1 pseudogene is annotated in these 659 nt (G+C 31.0%); it reads right to left on the reverse strand.

The window, feature by feature from the left end:
- Positions 1–659: pseudogene (locus tag GBZ86_RS17585) on the reverse strand (phage tail tape measure protein); the annotation flags it as partial.

Below are 659 nucleotides of genomic sequence, written 5' to 3' on the forward strand. Positions count from 1 at the left end.
CTGCTATGGTAGAAACCTTAGCCATGCTATCTTCAAAATCAATAGCCATTTTACCTGCTACAGTACCAACTCCTACTATGCCTAAAGATACTGGCTTCATTTTATCAGAAATCTTTTCTGCCTTTTCACCTGCTTTTGCAAATTTATCTCCCATTTTTTCAAGAGCCTTATTATTTTCTTCAATGGCTTTTTTAGTTCTTTCAATGGCAATCTTTGCTTCATTCATTTTAATTTTTTGATTATCTATTTTTTTATTACAGGTTCCTATGGCTTTTTCATTTTTGGCATACTGTTCTTTTAAAGTTTTAAGTTTATCATTAAGAGCTTTAACTTCCTTTGAACCTTTACCATAGGTTTTTACTGCTTCCTTTTCTTCCTTTTCCGTTTCCTTAATTTTTTTTGCTAAATCCCCATTGGCATCTTTATAGGCTTTAATATCTTTAGTAATATTTTTTATACTATCTCCTTGCATTTTTAAAATAGTATGTTGCCCTTTTAATTTATTTTCTAACTCACCTTGCTTTGCCTTTAACTGATCTGTGGAATTACCAAATAATTTAGCTGATTCACTAGCTAACTTAAATTCACTTTGAGTAACCTTTAATTGTCTTGTTACATCCTGCATTTTCCTTTGGAAGTCTGAACTATTAGCACCTATT

Source organism: Clostridium tarantellae (genome assembly GCF_009295725.1).
GTDB classification, from domain to species: domain Bacteria; phylum Bacillota; class Clostridia; order Clostridiales; family Clostridiaceae; genus Sarcina; species Sarcina tarantellae.